Source organism: Serratia sp. NPDC087055 (assembly GCF_044900985.1).
Lineage (GTDB): Bacteria > Pseudomonadota > Gammaproteobacteria > Enterobacterales > Enterobacteriaceae > Serratia.
The window spans coordinates 338352-356873 of record NZ_JBJDOG010000002.1; the positions used below are offsets into that span (position 1 = coordinate 338352).

16 protein-coding genes are annotated in these 18522 nt (G+C 53.1%); 14 read left to right on the top strand and 2 right to left on the bottom strand.

What is annotated here, in order from left to right; all coding sequences use genetic code 11:
- The first annotated feature begins 47 nt into the window (after positions 1–47).
- The 5 genes from ACI2J2_RS15370 (at position 48) to nhaR (ending at position 5957) form a co-directional block, all read left to right on the top strand.
- Positions 48–218, top strand: a complete 171-nt coding sequence (locus ACI2J2_RS15370; RefSeq protein WP_209634983.1) for a hypothetical protein — start codon at positions 48–50, stop codon at positions 216–218.
- Positions 219–310: 92 nt separating this feature from the next.
- A complete protein-coding gene (gene dnaK / locus ACI2J2_RS15375) occupies positions 311–2224 on the top strand; it encodes a molecular chaperone DnaK (protein ID WP_209634985.1) in 1914 nt (637 codons plus the stop codon).
- 106 nt (positions 2225–2330) lie between these two features.
- Positions 2331–3461 (top strand): molecular chaperone DnaJ, encoded by a 1131-nt coding sequence (gene dnaJ, locus ACI2J2_RS15380; RefSeq protein WP_037420667.1) that lies wholly within the window; start codon positions 2331–2333, stop codon positions 3459–3461.
- A 235-nt stretch (positions 3462–3696) separates the two neighbouring features.
- Positions 3697–4863, top strand: coding sequence for a Na+/H+ antiporter NhaA (nhaA, locus tag ACI2J2_RS15385; protein WP_404760392.1), 1167 nt, complete (start codon positions 3697–3699; stop codon positions 4861–4863).
- A gap of 194 nt (positions 4864–5057) precedes the next feature.
- Positions 5058–5957, top strand: coding sequence for a transcriptional activator NhaR (gene nhaR, locus ACI2J2_RS15390; protein ID WP_037420673.1), 900 nt, complete (start codon positions 5058–5060; stop codon positions 5955–5957).
- 70 nt (positions 5958–6027) lie between these two features.
- Here the strand turns inward: nhaR and rpsT are convergent, their stop codons facing one another.
- Positions 6028–6291, bottom strand: coding sequence for a 30S ribosomal protein S20 (rpsT, locus tag ACI2J2_RS15395; protein WP_037420676.1), 264 nt, complete (start codon positions 6289–6291; stop codon positions 6028–6030).
- 390 nt (positions 6292–6681) lie between these two features.
- Between rpsT and ribF the strand changes: the two genes are divergently transcribed.
- The 5 genes from ribF (at position 6682) to ispH (ending at position 12508) form a co-directional block, all read left to right on the top strand.
- A complete protein-coding gene (gene ribF, locus ACI2J2_RS15400) occupies positions 6682–7620 on the top strand; it encodes a bifunctional riboflavin kinase/FAD synthetase (protein WP_061807386.1) in 939 nt (312 codons plus the stop codon).
- A gap of 156 nt (positions 7621–7776) precedes the next feature.
- Entirely contained in the window at positions 7777–10593 is a 2817-nt protein-coding gene (gene ileS / locus ACI2J2_RS15405; protein ID WP_265555807.1) for an isoleucine--tRNA ligase, read from the top strand.
- On the top strand, positions 10593–11102 hold the full coding sequence (lspA, locus tag ACI2J2_RS15410; protein WP_209634990.1) for a signal peptidase II: 510 nt from the start codon (positions 10593–10595) through the stop codon (positions 11100–11102). The genes ileS and lspA overlap by 1 nt, the downstream gene beginning before the upstream one ends.
- Position 11103: 1 nt before the next feature.
- Positions 11104–11574, top strand: a complete 471-nt coding sequence (fkpB, locus tag ACI2J2_RS15415) for an FKBP-type peptidyl-prolyl cis-trans isomerase (protein ID WP_209634992.1) — start codon at positions 11104–11106, stop codon at positions 11572–11574.
- Positions 11555–12508, top strand: coding sequence for a 4-hydroxy-3-methylbut-2-enyl diphosphate reductase (gene ispH, locus ACI2J2_RS15420; RefSeq protein ID WP_209634993.1), 954 nt, complete (start codon positions 11555–11557; stop codon positions 12506–12508). Before fkpB ends, ispH begins: the two co-directional genes overlap by 20 nt.
- A 307-nt stretch (positions 12509–12815) precedes the next feature.
- Here the strand turns inward: ispH and ACI2J2_RS15425 are convergent, their stop codons facing one another.
- Complete coding sequence (locus ACI2J2_RS15425; RefSeq protein ID WP_209634996.1) at positions 12816–13739, bottom strand: LysR family transcriptional regulator; 924 nt, start codon at positions 13737–13739, stop codon at positions 12816–12818.
- Between the two features lie 192 nt (positions 13740–13931).
- On the opposite strand from ACI2J2_RS15425, the gene pvcA reads away from it, so the two are divergent.
- The 4 genes from pvcA (at position 13932) to dapB (ending at position 18323) form a co-directional block, all read left to right on the top strand.
- Positions 13932–14897 (top strand): L-tyrosine isonitrile synthase, encoded by a 966-nt coding sequence (gene pvcA, locus ACI2J2_RS15430; protein WP_404760393.1) that lies wholly within the window; start codon positions 13932–13934, stop codon positions 14895–14897.
- A 90-nt stretch (positions 14898–14987) separates the two neighbouring features.
- Positions 14988–15851 (top strand): TauD/TfdA family dioxygenase, encoded by an 864-nt coding sequence (locus ACI2J2_RS15435; protein WP_209635000.1) that lies wholly within the window; start codon positions 14988–14990, stop codon positions 15849–15851.
- Between the two features lie 21 nt (positions 15852–15872).
- Positions 15873–17132, top strand: coding sequence for a glycosyltransferase (locus ACI2J2_RS15440; protein WP_404760432.1), 1260 nt, complete (start codon positions 15873–15875; stop codon positions 17130–17132).
- 369 nt (positions 17133–17501) lie between these two features.
- Entirely contained in the window at positions 17502–18323 is an 822-nt protein-coding gene (gene dapB, locus ACI2J2_RS15445; RefSeq protein ID WP_265555805.1) for a 4-hydroxy-tetrahydrodipicolinate reductase, read from the top strand.
- The last annotated feature ends 199 nt before the right edge of the window (positions 18324–18522 follow it).

An 18522-nucleotide genomic window follows, 5' to 3' on the forward strand; every position in this document is an offset into this window, starting at 1 on the left:
AACAGAAAATTAACGGAAATAGCGAAGTAAATACATAAATGTTCTGAATGGCCGAAAAATCGATAACTTCCATCAGAGTGCGCGGCATCATAATGATCCCCGGAACAGGAAACAATGATCTGAGTGACGATAAAAAAGAAATTTTTTTCGCCTTGCCCCTTGATGCTGAGTTGGATGGCCCCATCTTATTTGCAACCGCAGTTGCTGACCGCGGCTAAGACTGAAATGTTGGGCAGTTGAAAAACAAAAATTTGCCCGCATATAGGTTAGCAACCTGACCGAATATGAATTTATTAGTGGAGACGTTTAGATGGGCAAAATTATTGGTATCGACCTGGGTACTACCAACTCTTGTGTAGCTATTATGGATGGTGGTAAAGCGCGCGTGCTGGAGAACAGCGAAGGCGACCGTACTACACCTTCGATCATCGCATATACCCAGGATGGTGAAATTCTGGTTGGCCAGCCTGCTAAGCGTCAGGCTGTTACTAACCCACAAAACACCCTGTTTGCGATCAAGCGCCTGATTGGCCGTCGCTTCCAGGATGAAGAAGCACAGCGTGATAAAGACATCATGCCGTACAAAATTGTGGCTGCTGATAACGGCGACGCATGGGTTGAAGTGAAAGGCCAGCGTGTAGCACCACCGCAGATCTCTGCTGAAGTGCTGAAGAAAATGAAGAAAACGGCGGAAGATTACCTGGGTGAACCGGTAACTGAAGCGGTTATCACTGTTCCTGCATACTTCAACGACGCACAGCGTCAGGCGACTAAAGACGCCGGTCGTATCGCAGGTCTGGAAGTAAAACGTATCATCAACGAACCGACTGCTGCTGCCCTGGCTTACGGCCTGGACAAAGAAGTTGGCAACCGTACCATCGCGGTTTATGACCTGGGTGGCGGTACTTTCGATATCTCTATTATCGAAATCGACGAAGTTGACGGCGAAAAAACCTTCGAAGTTCTGGCAACCAACGGTGATACCCACCTGGGTGGTGAAGACTTCGACAGCCGCCTGATCAACTACCTGGTGGAAGAGTTCAAGAAAGAACAAGGTTTCGATCTGCGCAACGATCCGTTGGCGATGCAGCGTCTGAAAGAAGCCGCTGAGAAAGCGAAGATCGAACTGTCTTCCGCTCAGCAGACCGACGTTAACCTGCCGTACATCACTGCAGATGCGAGCGGTCCAAAACACATGAACATCAAAGTGACCCGTGCAAAACTCGAGTCGCTGGTTGAAGATCTGGTAGCGCGTTCTATCGAGCCGCTGAAAGTGGCACTGAAAGACGCAGGCCTGTCGGTTTCCGACATCCAGGACGTGATCCTGGTGGGCGGCCAGACCCGTATGCCAATGGTTCAGAAGAAAGTTGCTGACTTCTTCGGTAAAGAACCACGTAAAGACGTTAACCCGGACGAAGCCGTTGCGGTGGGTGCTGCGGTACAGGGCGGCGTGTTGGCCGGTGATGTGAAGGACGTTCTGCTGCTGGACGTTACCCCGCTGTCGCTGGGTATCGAAACCATGGGCAGCGTGATGACTCCGTTGATCACCAAAAACACCACGATCCCGACCAAGCACAGCCAGGTGTTCTCTACCGCTGAAGACAACCAGTCTGCGGTAACCATCCACGTGCTGCAGGGTGAGCGTAAACGCGCTAACGATAACAAGTCACTGGGTCAGTTCAATTTGGACGGTATCCAGGCTGCTCCGCGCGGTATGGCGCAGATCGAAGTGACCTTCGACATCGACGCCGACGGTATTCTGCATGTGTCTGCTAAAGACAAGAATACTGGCCGTGAGCAGAAAATCACCATCAAGGCTTCTTCTGGTCTGAACGAAGAAGAAATCCAGAAAATGGTGCGTGATGCTGAACTGAACGCCGAAGCGGACCGTAAGTTCGAAGAGCTGGTGCAGACCCGTAACCAGGCTGACCACCTGATCCACGGTACCCGTAAGCAGTTGGAAGAAGCGGGCGACAAACTGCCAGCAGAAGACAAAACGGCTATCGAAGCGGCGCTGAAAGATCTGGAAACTGCGGTTAAAGGCGAAGATAAAGCCGATATCGAAGCGAAGACCCAGGCTCTGGTGCAGGTTTCTGGCAAACTGCTGGAAATGGCTCAGGCGCAGCAGGCACAGCAAGGTGCTGATGCTGGTGCTGACAACGCGGCGCAGAAAGACGACGACGTGGTTGACGCTGAGTTCGAAGAAGTTAAAGACAAAAAATAATCGCCCTTAAGCGGGCACGTAACGGCCGAGAGGCCGTTACTGGAAACCAGCACGGGCGTCGAGGCAACTCTGCGCCCGTGCACGCATGTTAAGGGTTACAGAAATAATGGCGAAGAAAGACTATTACGAGATTCTCGGCGTCTCCAAGACGGCGGAAGAGCGTGACATAAAAAAGGCGTATAAGCGCCTGGCGATGAAATACCATCCTGACCGTAACCAGGATCAAGACGCCGAAGCCAAGTTTAAAGAGATCAAGGAAGCGTACGAAGTCCTGACCGACGATCAAAAGCGTGCAGCTTACGATCAGTATGGCCACGCCGCTTTTGAACAAGGCGGTATGGGTGGTGGCGGTGGGTTTGGCGGTGGCGGTGCCGATTTCAGCGACATCTTTGGCGACGTTTTCGGCGATATCTTTGGTGGTGGCCGCCGTCAGCGTGCCAGCCGCGGTTCTGATCTACGTTACAACATGGAGCTGTCCCTTGAGGAAGCGGTTCGTGGCGTAACCAAAGAGATCCGTATCCCGACGCTGGAAGAGTGTGGCGTTTGCCACGGTAGCGGTGCAAAACCAGGCAGTTCGCCAGTGACTTGCCCAACCTGTCACGGCCAAGGCCAGGTGCAAATGCGCCAGGGCTTCTTTACCGTGCAGCAGGCCTGTCCGCATTGCCATGGCCGCGGCCAAATTATCAAAGACCCGTGCAACAGCTGCCATGGCCACGGCCGGGTAGAGAAAGCCAAAACGCTGTCGGTGAAAATCCCGGCCGGCGTTGATACTGGCGACCGCATCCGCTTGGCGGGTGAGGGGGAAGCCGGTGAACATGGCGCACCAGCAGGCGATCTGTACGTTCAGGTTCAGGTGAAAGCGCACCCGATCTTCGAACGCGAAGGGAATAACCTGTACTGTGAAGTGCCGATCAACTTCGCGATGGCAGCATTGGGCGGTGAGATTGAAGTGCCAACGCTGGATGGCCGCGTGAAGCTGAAAGTCCCGTCAGAAACCCAGACGGGCAAACTGTTCCGCATGCGCGGCAAGGGTGTTAAATCGGTGCGTGGTGGCAGCCAGGGTGACCTGTTGTGCCGCGTGGTGGTGGAAACCCCGGTTAACCTGAACGACAAGCAGAAGCAATTGCTGAAGGAACTGGAAGAGAGCCTGGGTGGCCCTTCTGGTGATAAAAACAGCCCACGTTCGAAGAGCTTCTTCGACGGTGTGAAAAAGTTTTTTGATGACCTGACGCGTTAAGCTGTTGTTCTGTTAGCGTACTGCATAACCCCGGCGTCAAAACCGGGGTTTTTTATTGGCCGTGGACGGCTAATAACCCTACAAAAAATGTGACACCTGTCGTATATAGATCGGTTTTTACGATCATTAAAGCATTTATAAACGTATTTTATCGAGCTAAATCGCCGTCTATACTCATTCCATTACTTTGTTTGCGGAGCTGTTTCTACTTCGCGCATCTCTGGAGAGACGTATTGTGACCAATATCATTCGTCAATTTTTACGTCAGGAAGCCGCAGGCGGCATTATCCTGATCGTAGCCGCGATTATCGCGTTGATCATGGCCAATACCCCAGCCCAGGGGATTTATCATGCTTTTCTCAATTTACCGGTCATGGTGAAAGTGTCCTCACTGGACATTGCCAAGCCGCTCCTGCTGTGGATCAACGACGGCCTGATGGCGATCTTTTTCTTGGTGGTCGGGTTGGAGGTCAAGCGTGAACTGATGCAGGGTTCACTGGCCGGGCGTGATAAGGCGGTGTTTCCCGCTATTGCTGCGTTGGGCGGCATGTTGGCACCGGCACTTATTTACCTGCTGTTTAACGGTGCCGATGAGGTTACCCGTCAGGGCTGGGCGATCCCGGCGGCAACGGACATTGCGTTTGCCCTTGGGGTGATGGCGTTGTTGGGGAACCGCGTACCAACCAGCCTGAAAGTGTTCCTGCTGGCGCTGGCGATTATCGATGACCTGGGTGTGATCGTGATTATCGCACTGTTCTATACCCACGAAGTGTCGATGGCGGCTTTAGGTGTAGCAGCCGCGTCTGTTGTGGTGCTGGCATTTATGAACTGGCGTGGCGTGGGCAAAACGTCGCTTTACATGATTGTCGGCCTGGTGCTGTGGGTGGCTATCCTCAAGTCCGGGGTACATGCGACCCTAGCCGGGGTAATTATTGGCTTTATGATCCCGTTGAACGTGAAGAAAGGCCCGTCACCGTCGGAGACTCTGGAGCACGAGCTTCACCCATGGGTGGCGTTCCTGATACTGCCGCTGTTCGCTTTCGCCAATGCGGGTGTTTCATTGCAGGGCGTGTCACTGAGTGGCCTGACCTCACTGCTCCCGGTCGGTATCGCAGCGGGTCTGTTCATCGGTAAGCCGTTGGGTATCTTCATATTTAGCCTGCTGGCGGTGAAGTTGGGCATTGCCAAGCTGCCTGAAGGAATTGGTTTCAAACAGGTGTTTGCCGTTTCTGTGCTCTGTGGTATTGGTTTCACCATGTCAATTTTCATCGCTTCGCTGGCGTTTGGCGATGCGGATGTCGTACTAAGCACTTATTCGCGGCTGGGTATCCTGATTGGGTCAACCACGGCGGCGGTGGTTGGATACGGTCTGTTGCGCATGTCGTTGCCACGGGTCAGATAACCCCTTTAGGGGATCCTCTGTTCGTAAGTACCGATTACAATAGCTGGTCGGAGCTGTGCAGTATGAAATATGTGCAGCTTCGGCCATTCTGTTTGGGACGAATGCAGCAACAGGTTGTCTGAAACAGGGAAAGGACATTAGTCGCTCGTCAGGGTCTATCGTTTAGCCTGACGAAATGTTAAGGAGAGCACCTCGTGAGGATGTCGCATATTAACTTTAATCACCTTTACTACTTCTGGCAGGTCTGCAAGGAAGGTTCGGTGGTCGGCGCCGCTGAAGCACTGTTTCTGACGCCGCAGACCATCACCGGCCAGATCAAAGCGCTGGAAGAACGTTTGGACGGTAAGCTGTTCAAGCGTCAGGGGCGTGGGCTGGTGCCTTCTGAATTGGGGCAGCTGGTTTTCCGCTACGCCGACAAAATGTTTATGCTCAGCCAGGAAATGCTGGATATCGTCAATTATCGCAAGGAATCTAACCTGCTGTTCGACGTCGGGGTCGCGGATGCGCTGTCCAAACGCTTGGTGAGTCAGGTTCTGGAGACCGCGGTGGTGGTGGATAATGAACAAATCCATCTGCGCTGCTTTGAGTCGACGCACGAGATGCTACTGGAACAGCTCAGCCAACATAAGCTCGACATGATTTTGTCAGATTGCCCGGTGGACTCCAGTCAGCAGGAAGGGTTGTTTTCACTCAAGCTGGGTGAATGCGGCATCAGTTTCTTTTGCCGTCAGCCCGCGCCGGACTTGCCGTTTCCCGCTTGTCTTGAACAGCGTAAGCTGCTCATTCCAGGCCGGCGTTCGATGCTGGGGCGTAAGCTGCTTAACTGGTTTAACACGCAAGGTATTCAGGTAGAGATCTTGGGCGAGTTCGATGATGCGGCCCTGATGAAGACCTTTGGCATGTACCACAACGCGATCTTCGTTGCGCCGACGCTGTATGCGCAGGATACCTATAACGATGATGACGTGGTGGAGATTGGGCGTATTGATAGCGTACAGGAAGAGTACTACATCATTTTTGCCGAACGAATGATCCAGCATCCAGCGGTACAACGGGTATGCAACAAGGATTTTTCCGCGCTGTTTACTTACTAACGCGGTGAAAACTGCAGACGTAAAAAAACCGGCCTGAGCCGGTTTTTTTATCAAGCAGACAACGTAATGCTTATTGCATTGCGTTGATACGCGCAGTCAGATTTGACTTATGGCGTGCTGCTTTGTTTTTGTGGATCAGGCCTTTAGCTGCCTTGCGGTCCACGATTGGTTGCATCACGAGGAATGCGTTTTTTGCAGCTTCTTTATCGCCAGTTGCGATAGCAACTTCTACTTTCTTGATGTAGGTACGCATCATAGAGCGGCCGCTAGCGTTGTGCTTACGACGTTTCTCAGACTGTACGGCGCGTTTCTTAGCTGATTTGATATTAGCCAAGGTCCAACTCCCAAATATATTCTATTGAGGACAATTCGAAGGCCGAGGAATATCCCCTTTTAGTCTTCGTTTGTCAACGGATTTGTGCAAATAAGCGCCGTTTGTACGGGCGGCACTTGCTACGTTGTGATGGGGCAGGATTTTACCAGCTTCGGTCATGGGAATACAGTGTTTCGCGAGAAAATTCGCCAATGAATTGCTGTATTGGCTGCAAGCTGTTGGTCGTGGTCGATAATCAGCGGCATGTTGCCGGATAAACTGCGGTTGGGGCGTTTCACCTGCAGATTATCTCCGGTATGGTATGTCTATTACACAAAGGCACCAATCGCGGGTTAACCTTAACCGCTGTACAAGGTATAATCCGGCGATTTCCACTGTTTTGAGCCAGCTATGGAGCTAATTCGCGGCATTCACAATATCCGGGCACGCCACCATGGTTGTGTGCTCACCATCGGCAACTTTGACGGCGTACACCGCGGTCACCAAGCGTTGCTGGAGCAGCTGAAACAAGAGGGGCAACGCCTCGGGCTGCCAGTGATGGTCATGATCTTTGAGCCGCAACCGCTGGAAATGTTTGCAGCGGACAAGGCACCGGCCCGACTCACGCGCTTGCGTGATAAAGCCAAATATCTGGCGCAGGCGGGCGTTGACTACCTGCTGTGCGTCAAGTTTGACCCGCGTTTCGCCGCCAACACGGCACAGGCGTTCGTTGCCGAGTTGCTGGTGGAAAAACTGGGTGTGAAATTCCTGATGGTCGGGGATGATTTTCGCTTTGGCGCGACGCGTCAGGGCGATTTTCCGCTATTGCAAAAAGCCGGGATAGAATACGGCTTTGAAGTGATCAGCACGCCGACCTTCCGTGAAGGCGATCAACGTATCAGCAGTACGGCGATTCGCAATGCACTGCGCGATGATGATCTGGCACAGGCTGAAACGCTGTTGGGTCATCCGTACAGTATTTCAGGCCGAGTAGTACACGGTGATGAACTGGGCCGCACCATCGGCTTCCCCACGGCCAACCTGCCGCTGAAACGCCTGGTTGCTCCGGTCAAAGGTGTTTATGCGGTGGAGGTGTATGGCCTGGGGCCTGAACCGCTGCCTGGCGTAGCCAATATTGGTACGCGACCAACCGTTGCCGGCGTGCGCCAACAGCTGGAAGTCCATCTGTTGGATGTCACAATGGATCTTTACGGGCGCCATATTGACGTGGTGCTCCGCGCGAAATTGCGCAATGAACAGCGTTTTGCTTCGCTCGATGCCCTGAAGCAGCAAATCGCCAATGATGTGGTGACGGCCCGGAAGTTCTTCGGGTTAAAAACACTGGTTTAATCGTTTACCCTAAGTAATTCGAGCCGCATCGCGGCGGCAACCGCACGAATCCCGATGGGCTTGCACAGGCAAGTGATTCGGATAAGAAAGGGCGGCCCACAAAGATGTGGCTTGAAGTGCGACGGGTAAATAGCCGAAAACGGAAACGAGAATCTCATGAGTGACTACAAGAATACCCTGAACTTGCCGGAAACAGGGTTCCCGATGCGTGGCGATCTGGCCAAGCGTGAACCTGGCATGCTGCAACGTTGGTATGAACAGGATCTGTACGGGATCATTCGTACTGCCAAAAAGGGCAAAAAATCCTTCATTTTGCATGACGGCCCTCCGTATGCGAACGGCAGCATTCACATTGGTCACTCGGTTAACAAGATTCTCAAAGACATTATTATCAAGTCAAAAGGGATGTCCGGTTTCGATTCGCCTTATGTTCCAGGTTGGGACTGTCATGGTCTGCCGATCGAACTGAAAGTCGAGCAGCTGTACGGTAAGCCGGGCGAGAAACTCACCGCGGCGGAGTTCCGTGTGAAATGCCGTGAGTATGCCGCTGAACAAGTTGAAGGCCAGAAAAAAGACTTCATCCGTCTTGGCGTGCTGGGTGACTGGGATCACCCGTACTTGACCATGGACTTCAAAACCGAAGCCAATATCATTCGTGCGCTGGGTAAAATCATCGACAACGGTCACCTGCTGAAAGGTGCCAAGCCGGTGCACTGGTGTACCGATTGCCGCTCTTCACTGGCGGAAGCGGAAGTCGAATATTACGACAAGACGTCGCCGTCTATCGATGTGGCTTTCCACGCGGTTGACGCGGCTGCCGTGGCGGCCAAGTTTGGCGTCACCAGCTTCAATGGCCCGGTCTCTTTGGTTATCTGGACCACCACGCCGTGGACCTTACCGGCTAACCGCGCTATCTCTCTGCACCCGGAATTTGCTTATCAGCTGGTGCAGGTCGACGGCCAATGCCTGATCCTGGCGGCTGAACTGGTAGAAAGCGTGATGAAACGCGCCGGTATCAGCGCGTGGACCGTGCTGGGCAGTTGCAAGGGTGCCGATCTGGAGCTGATGCGTTTTGAACACCCGTTCATGGGCTTCGACGTACCGGCGATCATGGGTGAGCACGTCACGCTGGACGCGGGTACCGGTGCAGTACACACCGCCGGTGGCCACGGCCCGGATGACTTTGTCATCAGCCAGAAATACGGTTTGGAAATTGCCAACCCGGTGGGGCCGAACGGTTGCTATCTACCGGGCACTCATCCACTGCTGGATGGCAAGTTTGTGTTTAAGGCCAACGATCTGATTGTTGATCTGCTGCGTGAGAAAGGTGCATTGCTGCACGTGGAGAAACTGGTTCACAGTTATCCCTGCTGCTGGCGTCACAAAACGCCGATCATCTTCCGTGCAACGCCTCAGTGGTTCATCAGCATGGATCAAAAAGGCCTGCGCAAGCAGTCGCTGGAAGAGATCAAAGGCGTACAGTGGATCCCTGAATGGGGCCAGGCACGCATCGAAACCATGGTCGCTAACCGCCCGGATTGGTGTATCTCACGCCAGCGTACCTGGGGAGTGCCAATGTCGCTGTTTGTGCATAAAGACACGGAGCAACTGCACCCACGCAGCGTAGAGCTGATGGAAGAAGTGGCCAAACGTGTTGAGCAGGACGGTATTCAGGCATGGTGGGATCTGGACGCCGCTGACATTCTTGGCGCGGAAGCTGCCGACTATGTCAAAGTGCCCGATACCCTGGACGTGTGGTTCGACTCCGGTTCGACCCATTCTTCCGTGGTTGATGTTCGTCCTGAGTTCAATGGTCATGGCGCTGACATGTACCTGGAAGGCTCCGACCAACACCGTGGCTGGTTCATGTCATCACTGATGATCTCCACCGCCATGAAGGGCAAAGCACCCTATAAAGAAGTACTGACTCACGGTTTCACCGTTGACGGTCAGGGCCGCAAGATGTCCAAGTCCATCGGCAACACCATCAGTCCGCAAGACGTGATGAACAAGCTGGGGGGGGACATCCTGCGTCTGTGGGTGGCTTCTACGGATTACACCGGTGAGATCGCGGTATCTGACGAGATCTTGAAACGTTCTGCCGATTCCTATCGCCGCATCCGTAACACCGCGCGCTTCCTGCTGGCGAACCTGAACGGGTTCGAACCAAGCACGGATTGTGTGGCTCCGGAAGATATGGTGGTACTGGATCGCTGGGCCGTGGGTCGTGCTCTGGCGGCACAACAGGATATCGAGCAGGCATACGCCAACTACGATTTCCATGAAGTGGTACAACGCCTGATGCAGTTCTGTTCTGTCGAGATGGGGTCCTTCTACCTGGATATCATCAAAGATCGCCAGTACACCGCGAAGAGCGACAGCGTCGCCCGCCGCAGCTGCCAGACTGCGCTGTTCCATATCGCAGAGGCATTGGTGCGCTGGATGGCACCGATCATGTCGTTCACCGCTGATGAAATCTGGGCTTTCCTGCCGGGCAAACGCGCGCAGTACGTGTTCACTGAAGAGTGGTACGACGGCCTGTTCGGTCTGGCCGAAGGCGAAGGCATGAACGACGCCTTCTGGGCTGAGCTGCTGAAAGTGCGTGGCGAAGTGAACAAGGTGCTGGAACAGGCTCGTGCTGACAAACGTCTCGGTGGCTCGTTGGAAGCCGCGGTAACGTTGTATGCCGATAGCGAACTGGCTGAACGTCTCAACAGCCTGCAGGATGAGCTGCGCTTTGTGTTGCTGACCTCCGGCGCTCGCGTTGCACCTTTGGCTGATGCGCCAGCGGATGCACTGACGTCAGAACTGGTGAAGGGCCTGAAAATCGCCTTCAGCACTGCAGAAGGTGAGAAGTGTCCGCGCTGCTGGCATTACACCACCGATATTGGTTTGGTGGCGGAGCATGCAGATCTCTGCGGCCGCTGTGTTATCAACGTAGCCGGCGACGGCGAAAAGCGTAAGTTTGCCTAATGAGTAAACCAATCTGTTCGACTGGCCTGCGCTGGCTGTGGCTGGTAGTAGTCGTGTTGGTACTGGATTTTGCCAGCAAGCAGTGGATCCTCGGTAACTTTGTGCTGGGCCAGTCCCAGCCGCTGATCCCGTCGTTCAATCTGTTCTATGCGCGTAACTACGGTGCTGCGTTCAGTTTCCTGGCCGATCATGGCGGCTGGCAGCGTTGGTTCTTCGCCGGTATTGCGGTGGCTATCGTGGCGGTGCTGCTGGTGATGATGTACCGCAGTCAGGCGCAGCAGAAGCTGAACAACATTGCCTATGCTTTTATCATCGGTGGTGCGCTCGGTAACCTGTTCGATCGCTTATGGCACGGTTTTGTCGTCGATTTTATCGACTTCTACGTAGGCGATTGGCATTACCCGACCTTCAACCTTGCAGATAGTTTTATTTGCGTAGGGGCGGCGATGATAGTGCTGGAAGGCTTCTTGTCGCCGGCGAACAAAAGCGCAAAGAGCAAAGGTGAGTAATATGACGGCTCAGGTTAACGGCAGCAGTGAAGTGTTGGTACACTTCACGCTGAAACTGGAAGACGGTTCGACCGCAGAGTCTACCCGCAGCAGTGGCAAACCGGCGCTGTTCCGTCTGGGTGACGGCAGTTTGTCCGAACCGCTGGAAGCACAACTGCTTGGTTTGAGTGCGGGCGACAAATGTGCTTTTACCTTACAGCCGGAAGCGGCATTCGGTGCAGAGAACCCGGATCTAGTCCAGTTCTTCTCACGTCGTGATTTCGCGGAAACCGGGGTACCGGACGTCGGCACAATTATGCTGTTTACCGCCGTTGACGGTAGCGAAATGCCAGGCGTGGTACGTGAAGTGGCGGAAGATTCGATTACCGTTGATTTCAACCATCCGCTGGCGGGCCATCCGGTAACCTTCGATATCGAAGTGCTGGAGATCGATCCGCAGCAGGAGGAGACGCATGCAAATATTGCTGGCTAACCCACGCGGCTTCTGTGCTGGGGTTGATCGTGCGATCAGTATCGTTGAACGTGCGCTGGAAATTTATGGCGCACCTATCTATGTGCGCCACGAAGTGGTGCATAACCGCTATGTGGTAGATAGCCTGCGCGAGCGCGGGGCGGTATTTATCGAGGAAATTACTGAAGTGCCGGATGGGTCGATTTTGATCTTCTCGGCGCACGGTGTTTCTCAGGCGGTACGAGCAGAAGCCAAAGCGCGTGATTTGACCATGCTGTTTGATGCCACTTGCCCACTGGTGACCAAAGTGCATATGGAGGTGGCGCGAGCCAGCCGCCGTGGTACCGAGGCGATCCTGATAGGCCATGCGGGCCATCCAGAAGTGGAAGGCACCATGGGCCAGTACAGTAACCCTAAAGGGGGCATGTACCTGGTCGAGTCGCCAGATGATGTGTGGAAGCTGCAGGTGAAAGATGAGAGCAACCTGTGCTTTATGACGCAAACCACATTGTCGGTGGATGACACGTCTGACGTGATTGATGCTTTGCGCAAGCGCTTCCCGAGCATTATCGGCCCGCGTAAGGACGATATCTGCTATGCCACCACTAACCGCCAGGAAGCGGTACGCAACCTGGCGGGTGATGCAGATGTGGTTTTGGTTGTGGGGTCGAAAAACTCCTCTAACTCTAACCGGTTGGCAGAGCTGGCTCAGCGTGTAGGCAAGCCGGCATATCTGATCGACTCTGCGGCTGACATTCAGGAAGCCTGGCTGAAAGATGCCCGTAATATCGGTGTCACTGCCGGCGCATCCGCACCTGACGTACTGGTTCAGGATGTGATCAGCCGCCTGAAGGCGCTGGGGGGTGTCAACGTGCAGGAAGTCAGCGGCCGCGAAGAGAACATTGTGTTTGAAGTGCCGAAAGAGCTGCGGGTTGATATCAAGCAGGTTGAATAAGCCTCAACGACAAATAAGATAACGGGGAGCCTAGGCTCCCCGTTTTTCGTTTGGGAGCGAGAGCCAAGAAATAGATGAATTGAGTTTTGGGTAGGGAAAGGGAACTGATTCAAATTTTATGTTATTCAAAGTCAAATTCGTTCTGATAATTTGAATTAAAGATGAGAAATTACTTATATAGAAAGTCAGGGAGTTATTAAGGATAATATCATTAGTCTGCAATCTAAATTAACTCTGGTGCTGGTCAGCAATATGCCGAAAAGTTAAATAACTAAATTAAGTGACGTTACGGATACTTCTTATTTTATTAAGTTCTGAACTGATCTAAGGAATGCTTCTCGTTTTTCTGTAAATAGATTTTCATATGCTCTAATAAGCGGCGAACTTTTAATGGTTGGCTGTCCCTTCTTGGCATAATCGCATAACAATTAATGTCGGGTAATCGCCACTCGGGTAACACCTCCACCAAATCACCGTTGTGTAATTCACGCTCAACGTTGACAAAAAAATTCCGGATGATTCCTTTGCCGGCCAGTGCCAATTCTTTCATCGCCATGCCGTTATTGGTAAATAAACGTCCGGTCATTCGTAACCTGTGCTCTGCGCCATCCTGATGGAGCAGGCGGACAAACTGCGGGTTGCCCAAGGGGGTAAAAGTAACCCATTGGTGGTGAGTCAGTGACTGCGGGCTATCGGGTATGCCGTGGTTGGCAAGATAGACTGGAGAAGCGCACAGGACTTCGCGAAAGCGCGCCAGCCGGGTCGATACGTAGCTGGAGTCGGCCAATACGCCACCGCGGATGGCCAGATCAATGCGTTGGCCTATCAGGTCGATTTTTTCGTCATGAATTTCTAATCTCAGTGTGATTCGCGGGTGATCATCAAGGAAGCTTTGCAGCGCCGGCACCAGATAATGGGTGGCAAATTCCGTGGAGGTGGCGACACGCAATTCCCCTGCCAGTTCGCCGCGCAAAGCAGCGATACGCTGCTGGCCCCGTTCGGCTGCATGGATCATCAGTACACAATCCTCATAAAAACACAGCCCGGCCTCGGTCAGGCTCAGTGAACGCGTAGAACGTAGAAGTAATTGAATGCCCAGTTCGTTTTCCAGCAAGCGGATATGCTGACTGACGGCGGAGGTAGTAATGCCTAATTCTTTGGCTGCCATGCTGAATGCGCCGCAATCGACAACTTTAGAAAAAATGGCCATGCGTTTTAGAATATTACTCATAGTTTGTTAAGTTCAACTTAACCAAGATTGTGAATTATACGGGCTAATAATATAGCAGTTTCTCTTCTATATTGCCTGAAGCAGATAAATCGTGAGGGTAAGACTTATTTCCCGATCGTCATCTCTATTTTTGATAAGTCTTATTGCGTTTGCGAATAAATTGCCTGCGCCACATCTGAACAGGAGTTAATTGTGGATAGTGTTCGTATTGAAACAATATCGTTAAAAATCCTTCATGAGCTATTGCAATACCGACGTCGATTCCCAGGAATGGAAACGTCAAACGCTGAGGAAGAACATGCCGTTTCTCAGGTACAATTACCGCGTATCCGGGCATTTATTGAAAACCAACAACGCATTGAATTTGTACTCCCCGCCTTCCCAACAAAATCACCTAATACTAATAAGGTAATTGGTTCGGTGCCCGATATGGCAGAACGGCTGTCACTGATATTCCTTAATTCTCTCTGCCAGCGTATTCAGCTTTATTACCCGCCAGGGGCGCATATCGTCATCTGTTCTGACGGCCATGTCTTTGGCGATTTGATCCGCGTCAGCGATGACGCCATTAATCACTATCAGCGCGAAATCGAAAACTTGTTACATGAGGTGGGGGCAACTCACCTGAGCGTGTTCAACCTGGGCGATGTGGAAGGCCTGGCCGAGCATACCGGCGATTACGATCTCCTGCGTCAGCTGCTGGTCGACGGTTATGCCGAATCGGAAACGGCGATCAAACAACAGTTGATGCAGGATGAGCAGGGGTTACAGCTGTATCGCGCCATCACCCGCTTCTTGTATGAAGACAGTCAGCTTCCTGATTACGTTGGTTCCAACGCGGCACTGCAAAAAGATGCCAAACAGCGTGCCTGTGGCGTGATACAGCGTAGCTGGGCCTGGGGCAATTTGTTGGCCCAGCATTTCCCATCGGCGATACGTTTGTCTATCCACCCGCAGCCTGCGGACAGCCTGAAAATGGGTATTCATATGATGCCGACCAAAGATGATTGGCTGACCCCGTGGCACGGGGTGGCGGCTAACATCAACGGACAGTTTGTCCTGATGAAGCGCAAGGATGCCCAGCAGTTGGCGGGTGAACTGGTGACGATCCGCGGAACACCCAGCCATTACCTGATCGAACAACCTCAAATGGCGTAATTGGCCACATTGCGCCCGCAATCTTGGTGGGCGTCTTTTAACGGTACGGTTGCCGTGTGAGCAGCAAATTCGATTCAAGGAGAGTTACTGATGGACAATCAAACACTGAACTGCCGCATTGAACTGAATACCCCCTTTGGTGCGGTACTGACCCCTATGCACCCTGGGCAACACATCAGCGAACTGCCCGTGGCTGCACTGCGGGCATTGGCGCAGCAGCATCACCTGTTGGTGTTGCGCGGCTTTGGCTCCGGTTTTACCGATCCACAGGTACTGACGCATTATGCCGAGGGGTGGGGAGACATCATGATGTGGCCGTTCGGTGCGGTGCTGGACGTGAAAGAACACCCGGACGCCAAGGACCACATTTTCGATAGCAGCTATGTGCCACTGCATTGGGATGGTATGTACAAACCGACCATTCCTGAGTTTCAGCTGTTCCACTGCGTCGCGGCACCTTCACAGGATGAAGGCGGACGGACGACCTTTGTGGATACCACGCGGTTGTTGGCCAATGCCGATGAATCACTGTTGGCCCAGTGGCTGACGGTATCGATCTCCTACCGTATTAAGCAGGTGGTGCATTATGGCGGTGAGGTGTGCTCGCCGCTGGTGGTGACGCATCCAAGCGGCCACGGGCAGATCATGCGCTATAACGAGCCGCCGACCGAAGGCAAGAAATTCCTGAACCAGCACGCCCTGGAATACCACGGTGTGCCGCAAGATCAACAAGAGGCTTTCCATCAGACGCTGCAGCAGCATTTGTACGATCCGCGCCACTATTATGCCCATCAATGGCAGCAGGGCGACGTCGTCATTGCGGACAACTTCTCGTTATTGCACGGCCGTGAAGGGTTCACTGCCCGTTCCGCACGTCATTTGCAGCGCGTGCATATTCAGAGTAACCCGGTGTGTGCCAATTTGGCGCTGAAGCCGGCTAACGCAGAGGCTTAACCCGTTATGGCACGTATTCTGATGACCGCGGTGGCAACGCCGGGTCATGTTTATCCGATGCTGAGCATTGCTCGATACCTGATTGCGCAAGGGCATCAGGTTCGGGTGATGACCGGTGCCCTGTTTCGTGAACGTGCAGAAGCGGCTGGCGCACAATTTATCGCCTTTGATGAGCGGGTAGATTTTGATTACCGCTATCTTGAGCAGCACTTTCCAGAGCGCGCTGCGCTGCCCCCGGGTAATGCGCAGATGGCGTTGGCGCTGAAAGATTTTTTTGCTGCGCCGATCCCGCTGTTGGATCAGCAATTGCGCGCCGCGATCGCGGCTGAGGCCACGGATTTGTTGATGGTGGAAAACTGCTTCTATGGCGTGTTACCACTGCTGCAAAGGGTGGACCGTCCTCCGGTGATCGGCATCGGCGTGACACCTTTGTCGTACTCTTCAACGGATTCGATCTTCTACGGGCCGCGAATACCCCCCGGGTTATTGCCACGCGATTTGCTGCGTGAGCAACTGGTGGATGACGCGACCCGTTTGCTCATCGATGAAGTGCACCAGCGTTTTGATGTTGCGATGGCACAATCCGGCGGTAAACCGCTGCAACAGGCGTTTACTGATGCACTGATTGGCGGTTGCGATCGATTCTTGCAACTGGCTACCCCGGCGCTGGAATATCCCCGTGACGATTTGCCTGACAGCGTGCGTTTTATTGGCCCGTTGCGCAGTGCCGCGGCGGCGGATAAGACACCAGACCTGTGGGATGAGGCCGACCGTCGTCCGCTGGTGATCGTCTCGCAGGGCACGCTGGCGAATGTCGATCTGCACCAGTTGATAGTCCCAACGTTGAAGGCGCTGGCGCAGTTACCTGTGCGAGTTTTAGCGACCACCGGTGGGCGTTCAGTTGAAGCCTTGCAGGCACTTTTGCCTGCTAATGCCAGGGTGCAGGCGTTTATCTCTTTTGATCACTGGTTGCCGCAGGCGGCGTTGTTGATCACCAACGGCGGTTACGGTTCGATCAACGCCGCGTTGGATCACGGCGTACCCTTGATTGTAGCCGGTACGGGCGAAGATAAACTCGAGGCCGCTACGCGGGTGGTCGCTGCGGGATGTGGGATAAACCTGCATACCAGCACTCCAGATGAAGCACAGCTGAGGCAGGCCGTACAACAGATCCTGGCACAGCCGCTGTATCGACAGCGTGCGGCGCTGGTCCAGGCCGACTATGCGCGCCATGATACGCTGGCGGCAATCGCCGAGGAAGTGGCGGCCTTAACCGGTTAAGCAGCCCGTCTTATCACCTCTTAGGCACCCTTCGTGGTGCCTTTTTTTATGCAGATTCAACCGGTCAAAACTGCATGATTATGTATCACCCTGAATTGGCGTGTATTGCAGCGAATGTTAACCTATTGACAGCATTACTGATGAAAAGCAGCCAATATCATAATTTTCTAATTATGAAATGAATCCTCTGGTGGTGATAAGGTGTGGCAGTTAACCTGAACCCATATCCCCATCATATTTGAAGTGGCATCTGTGTTGGCTGCGTTCGATCACCCGTAAGAGTACGTTCATCGGGAAACGCGCCTTTGCGGCCTGGGTGTCGCTCTGAATTATCTCGGGTGCTGATATCACAATGACAAGAGAGCATGTATGACTGATTCACAAATCCGCATTGCGATTGCGGGTTCCGGCGGCCGCATGGGCCGTCAATTGATCCAGGCGGTACAACAGGTGCCTGGCGTGGTACTGGGTGCGGCGATTTCACGCCCGGGTTCAAGTCTGATCGGTGTTGATGCGGGTGAGCTGGCAGGCATAGGCAAGTTGGGCGTGGCCGTGAGCGACAGCCTGGAAAGCGTTGTCGGTGATTTTGATATTCTGATCGACTTCACTCGTCCGGAAAGCTCCCTGGCGTATCTGGCTTTCTGTGTCGAACACAAAAAAGCTATCGTGATAGGCACCACCGGTTTTGATGATGCGGGCAAAGATGCCATCCGCGCCGCTGGCGAGCAGATTGGCATCGTGTTTGCCGCTAACTTCAGCGTGGGCGTTAATCTGGTGCTGAAACTGTTGGAAAAAGCAGCCCAGGTGATGGGGGATTATACCGACATTGAAATTGTTGAAGCGCATCATCGCCACAAGGTGGATGCCCCGTCGGGGACTGCGTTGGCGATGGGGGAGGCGATTGCCGGTGCGCTGGGGCGTGATCTTAAAGAGTGCGCCGTGTATGCACGTGAAGGTTATACCGGCGAACGTGACCCAAAAAGCATCGGCTTTGCCACTATCCGCGCTGGCGACATTGTCGGTGAACACACTGCCATGTTTGCCGACATTGGCGAGCGGGTAGAAATTACCCACAAAGCCTCCAGTCGTATGACTTTTGCCAGTGGAGCAGTTAAGGCCGCTATTTGGTTAAGTAAGCGTGATAAAGGCCTGTTTGATATGCGTGATGTACTGGGTCTTGACCAGTTGTAATTAATTTATACACCATCGTGATGTGGTTGTATTAATCATAATTATATGATTAAAGGACAATAATTTTATTGTCCTTTTTTTTAACACTGAAAATGATGGTTTCGATTATTTCTGTGTTCTTGATGTGTTTTTATGTGTGTTTTAATGAGTTATTTCATCCATAACAGGCTTTGATGATGTTTTAAACCCCGTATTTTAG